This is a genomic window from Neisseria sp. P0009.S007, from assembly GCF_051962515.1.
Genome location: NZ_JBQCVF010000078.1, coordinates 6,397 through 10,495 on the forward strand (window position 1 = coordinate 6,397; position 4,099 = coordinate 10,495).

Genomic DNA, 4,099 nt, shown 5'->3' on the forward strand with positions numbered 1-4,099 from the left:
ATTTTGGCATCGGCAATCAGGCCGCCGGTTGCCCAAATAAAGGTCAATACCATGCCGCCGATGAGGATGCTGGTGAAGCGGTCAACCAAGCGTGCGGATGCCCAAACGCAAAAGGCGAGAATGCCGAAAAAGACGAGTTGGCCGATGGTGAGCGAAATTTCGCCGCCTACCGCGCTGCCGATGCCTTTGGCGGTCAGGTCGCCGCCGACGAAGATGTAGGCGTAGGTGAGCAGGTATAAAACGAAAGCGACGGCAACGCCGTTGATGACGTTCCAAGCCGGGCCGAGCAGGTCTTTAACCATAGTGTCGAAGCTGGCGCCGTGCGGATAATGGGTGTTGACTTCCAAAATCATCAGGCCGCTGGAGAGCATGGAAAACCAGGTGTACAGCAACACGGCCAGCGAGCCGGTAAACCATACGCCGGAGGTGGCGGTCGGGTTGGCAAGCATGCCTGCGCCGATAACCGTACCGGCGATAATCATCGCTCCGCCGAATAGGGATGGGGTTTTGGTTGACATTGTTTATCTTTCTTCTAGAAATGCGTGGCTGCCATTATGCCGTAAAGTGTAAGAAAAGGTAAAGCAAAGGCCGTCTGAAAACCCGATTGTCGTTTTCAGACGGCCTTTGATGTGTATAAACGCAACTGATTAAATCAATTTTCGCAGTTTCAATTCGTTTTTCAGATACGCGTAATAAACCGGCGCGACGATGATGCCGCCGATGCCGAAAATGCGTTCAAAGACGACCATCGCCACCAGCAATTCCCATGCGCTGGATTCGATTTCCGAGCCGATGATTTTGGCGTTGAGGAAATATTCGAGCTTGTGGATGACAACGAGGAAAACCAGCGATGCGAGTGCGACGTAAAGCGATGCGCCGAGGCTCAAAATAATAATGATGGTGTTGGAAATCAGGTTGCCTGCCACCGGAATCAGGCCGACGATAAAGGCGATGATCAGGACGGTCATTTTAAACGGCAGGTCAACGCCGAACAGCGGCAAAACCAAGTAAAGGTACAGGCCGGTCAGGAAGGTGTCGATCAGCGAGATTTTGACTTGGGCGAGGAACACGCGCTCAAAGCTGGTTTCAAAATTGACGATGCGCCGCATCAATTCGGCTTTAAACAGCGGCATTTTATGGCGGTTTTTGCGCATTTCCAGGCGGTGGAAACTGAGCATGGCGCCGATGATGATGCCGATGAGGATGTACACGAAGGACGTGATGCTGTTTTTACTGATACGGGTCAGCGCGGCGCGGTATTCTTCAATCAGCTTGATTGCCGAGGCTTTGATTTCGGCCATATTGTTGGGCAGCATATTGAGAATGGCAGCAGGCAGGTCTTGGCTGTTTTTGGTGTCTTCCAAAATCGCCGCCAGCTTGGCCAGCATAAAGCCGACGTGGCCGCCATGTATCAGGTGGTAAATGCCCAAAGACATCATCGCAATGATGCTGAATACGATGGCCAGCGTCAGCGTGGTGGAAATTAGGTTGATATTGTGCGCATTGAGCGACTTATGCAGCCGCGTGTTGCGCGGTAAAACACGGCGGCGGAGTTTGAGGATGACGCCGTTGGTGCGCGTAATAAAGATATAGGTCAGGATAACCGACAGCAGCAGCGGCAGAAAATGGTAGTGCAAGACAATCAGCAAGGCCAAGCCCATCAGGATATAGGAAGCGTTGCGGAAAGTCGGGTTGTCGGCGTGGGAAGAGAGTAAGGACATGTGAAGCCAATAAGGTAAAAAGCAAAAAAACAGGTCAGGCCGTCTGAAAAATCATGTTCAGACGGCCTAACTTAATGACAGTGATTAGTCGTGTAATGAGGCCGCGTGTACCGTGTTTTCCAACAAAGTGGCAATCGTCATCGGGCCGACGCCGCCGGGAACAGGCGTAATCATGGATGCGCGTTCTTTAGCGACATCAAACTCCACGTCGCCGCACAGGCTGCCGTCGTCCAAGCGGTTGATGCCCACATCGATAACGACTGCGCCGGGTTTGACCCATTCGCCTTTAACGAAATTCGGAATGCCTACGCCGACCACCAAAATATCTGCGGCGGCAACTTCATCGGCAAGGTTTTGCGTGGCGCTGTGGCAAATGGTTACCGTCGCGCGGGACAGCAGCAATTCCAACGCCTGTGGGCGGCCGACAATATTGGACGCGCCGACGACGACCGCTTTTTTGCCTTTCGGGTCGATGCCGTAGGCTTCCAACAAAGTCATCACACCTTTGGGTGTGCAAGGGCGCATCAGCGGCATTTTGACGACCAGGCGGCCGACGTTGTAAGGGTGGAAGCCGTCCACATCTTTATGCGGCTCGATACGCTCCAAAACCGCTTGGCTGTCGATGTGTGCCGGCAGCGGCAGTTGCACCAAAATACCGTCGACGGCAGGGTCGCCGTTCAATTCGTCCACCAGTTTCAGCAAATCGTCTTGCGTGGTTTCAGACGGCAGCTCATAAGAGCGCGATTCGATGCCGCTTTTTTGGCAGGCCAGTTTTTTATTGCGTACATAAACCGCGCTAGCAGGGTCGTCGCCAACCAATACCACCGCCAAGCAAGGCGTGTGCAAACCTTTTTCCTGACGCGCTTTTACCGCCTGCGCGACCGCCTCGATGCGTTGCTGGGAGATTTTTTTTCCGTCTATAAGTTGTGCAGCCATGATTTTTCCTCCTCAATAGGGATAAATATTGCGTTTAAATTATCGCATTTTTCAGACGGCCTGACACAAAAGAGTAGCCCTGATTGTGAAGCATAAAAATAAATAACGATTAAAAATAATAGGATAATCAAAAAATGAAAAAATAAAGCAAAGTAGGTGTTGACCGGGCTGAAAAGGGTCTGTATAGTTCAGGTCTTCAGTCGGGGCGTAGCGCAGCCCGGTTAGCGCATCTGCTTTGGGAGCAGAGGGTCGTGAGTTCGAATCCCACCGCCCCGACCACAAAATTCTTAGCACGAATCGGCATGAGCGCCCGTAGCTCAACCGGATAGAGCACCGACCTTCTAAGTCGGGGGTTACAGGTTCGATTCCTGTCGGGCGTGCCAATTTTTACGGTGGCTGTAGCTCAGTTGGTAGAGCCCTGGATTGTGATTCCAGTTGTCGTGGGTTCGAGCCCCATCAGCCACCCCAGATGAAAGCCTGCATATTGTATGCAGGCTTTTTTCCGTTTATACCCGAATTTTACTTCAGATTTAATTGGGTTTCAAAAAAGTATTTATCAAACCGTTTCATCATGGCATCGGCAAAAATGGTGTTTGCTGTGTTATCAAATATCAATGAATACGCAGTCAAGCCCGAATATTGTACCGTTCGGTATCTTTTTATGGCGTTTCGCCGTTATCCTTTATAATACCCCGATTATTTTCTGTTTCATTCCCAAAGGAACCGCATCATGTCCGAATGGTCAGCTCCAGAATTCGAATCCAAAATCTGTCCGCCCGAAAAGCTGGCGGAGCGTTTGGCGGCATTGCCCCGTCCGCTGGTGTTTACCAACGGCTGTTTCGATATTCTCCATAGGGGCCATGTAACGTATCTGGCGCAGGCGCGATCGGCCGGTGCGACTTTGGTATTGGCGTTGAATACCGATGCTTCGGTGCGCCGTCAGGGCAAAGGGGACGACCGTCCGATTAATCCTTTGGAAAACCGCGCGGCAGTGGCAGCGGCATTGGCGAGCGTGGATTTGGTCACATGGTTTGATGACGATACGCCGGCCGCGCTGATTGAAATGGTCAAACCCGATGTATTGATTAAAGGCGGCGATTGGCCTGTGGATAAGATTGTCGGTGCGGCCGAGACGTTTGCGCGTGGTGGCAAAGTATTTTCGATTCCGTTTTTACACCAGACTTCGACCACCAAAACTTTGGCGAAAATCCGCGAAGCCGGAGGAGGCGAATGACGGATTTGAACAGCCGCCATTGGGCCTTGCTCGCCGCGCTTTCAGACGGCCTGCCGCAACACGTTTCTCAGTTGGCGCGAGTGGTTGGGATGAAGCCGCAACAATTAAACGGATTCTGGCAGCAGATGCCGGGCCATATCCGCGGTTTGCTGCGCCAGCATGACGGGCAATGGCGCTTGGTGCGCCCTTTGGCTGTGTTTGCCGAAGA

At 52.2% G+C, this 4,099-nt stretch carries 4 protein-coding genes, 3 tRNA genes and 1 pseudogene; 5 read left to right on the forward strand and 3 right to left on the reverse strand.

Annotation, left to right across the window (positions count from 1 at the left end):
• The 3 genes from ACTHS3_RS08145 to folD all read right to left on the reverse strand — a co-directional run.
• On the reverse strand, nucleotides 1-518 hold a 518-nt coding region (locus tag ACTHS3_RS08145; protein ID WP_440367635.1), incomplete at its 3' end, for an aromatic amino acid transport family protein.
• A gap of 129 nt (nucleotides 519-647) precedes the next feature.
• Complete coding sequence (locus ACTHS3_RS08150) at nucleotides 648-1,721, reverse strand: AI-2E family transporter (protein WP_039862536.1); 1,074 nt, start codon at nucleotides 1,719-1,721, stop codon at nucleotides 648-650.
• Between the two features lie 84 nt (nucleotides 1,722-1,805).
• On the reverse strand, nucleotides 1,806-2,657 hold the full coding sequence (gene folD / locus ACTHS3_RS08155; protein WP_049336906.1) for a bifunctional methylenetetrahydrofolate dehydrogenase/methenyltetrahydrofolate cyclohydrolase FolD: 852 nt from the start codon (nucleotides 2,655-2,657) through the stop codon (nucleotides 1,806-1,808).
• A gap of 201 nt (nucleotides 2,658-2,858) precedes the next feature.
• Here folD and ACTHS3_RS08160 point away from each other — a divergent pair.
• The 5 genes and pseudogenes from ACTHS3_RS08160 to ACTHS3_RS08180 all read left to right on the forward strand — a co-directional run.
• Nucleotides 2,859-2,936: transfer RNA gene (locus tag ACTHS3_RS08160), tRNA-Pro, on the forward strand.
• A gap of 27 nt (nucleotides 2,937-2,963) precedes the next feature.
• Nucleotides 2,964-3,040, forward strand: a tRNA-Arg gene (locus ACTHS3_RS08165).
• A gap of 9 nt (nucleotides 3,041-3,049) precedes the next feature.
• A tRNA-His gene (locus tag ACTHS3_RS08170) sits at nucleotides 3,050-3,125 on the forward strand.
• 259 nt (nucleotides 3,126-3,384) lie between these two features.
• Entirely contained in the window at nucleotides 3,385-3,891 is a 507-nt protein-coding gene (locus ACTHS3_RS08175; protein ID WP_107848862.1) for an adenylyltransferase/cytidyltransferase family protein, read from the forward strand.
• Nucleotides 3,888-4,099 (forward strand): annotated as a pseudogene (locus ACTHS3_RS08180) (bifunctional biotin--[acetyl-CoA-carboxylase] ligase/pantothenate kinase); the annotation flags it as partial. The gene ACTHS3_RS08175 and the pseudogene ACTHS3_RS08180, both read left to right, overlap by 4 nt.

What these genes read in the sequence shown, in the direction of transcription:
- ACTHS3_RS08150 (WP_039862536.1), bottom strand. Translation starts at nt 1,721, where the DNA reads ATGTCCTTACTCTCTTCCCACGCCGACAACCCGACTTTCCGCAACGCT.
- folD (WP_049336906.1), bottom strand. Translation starts at nt 2,657, where the DNA reads ATGGCTGCACAACTTATAGACGGAAAAAAAATCTCCCAGCAACGCATC.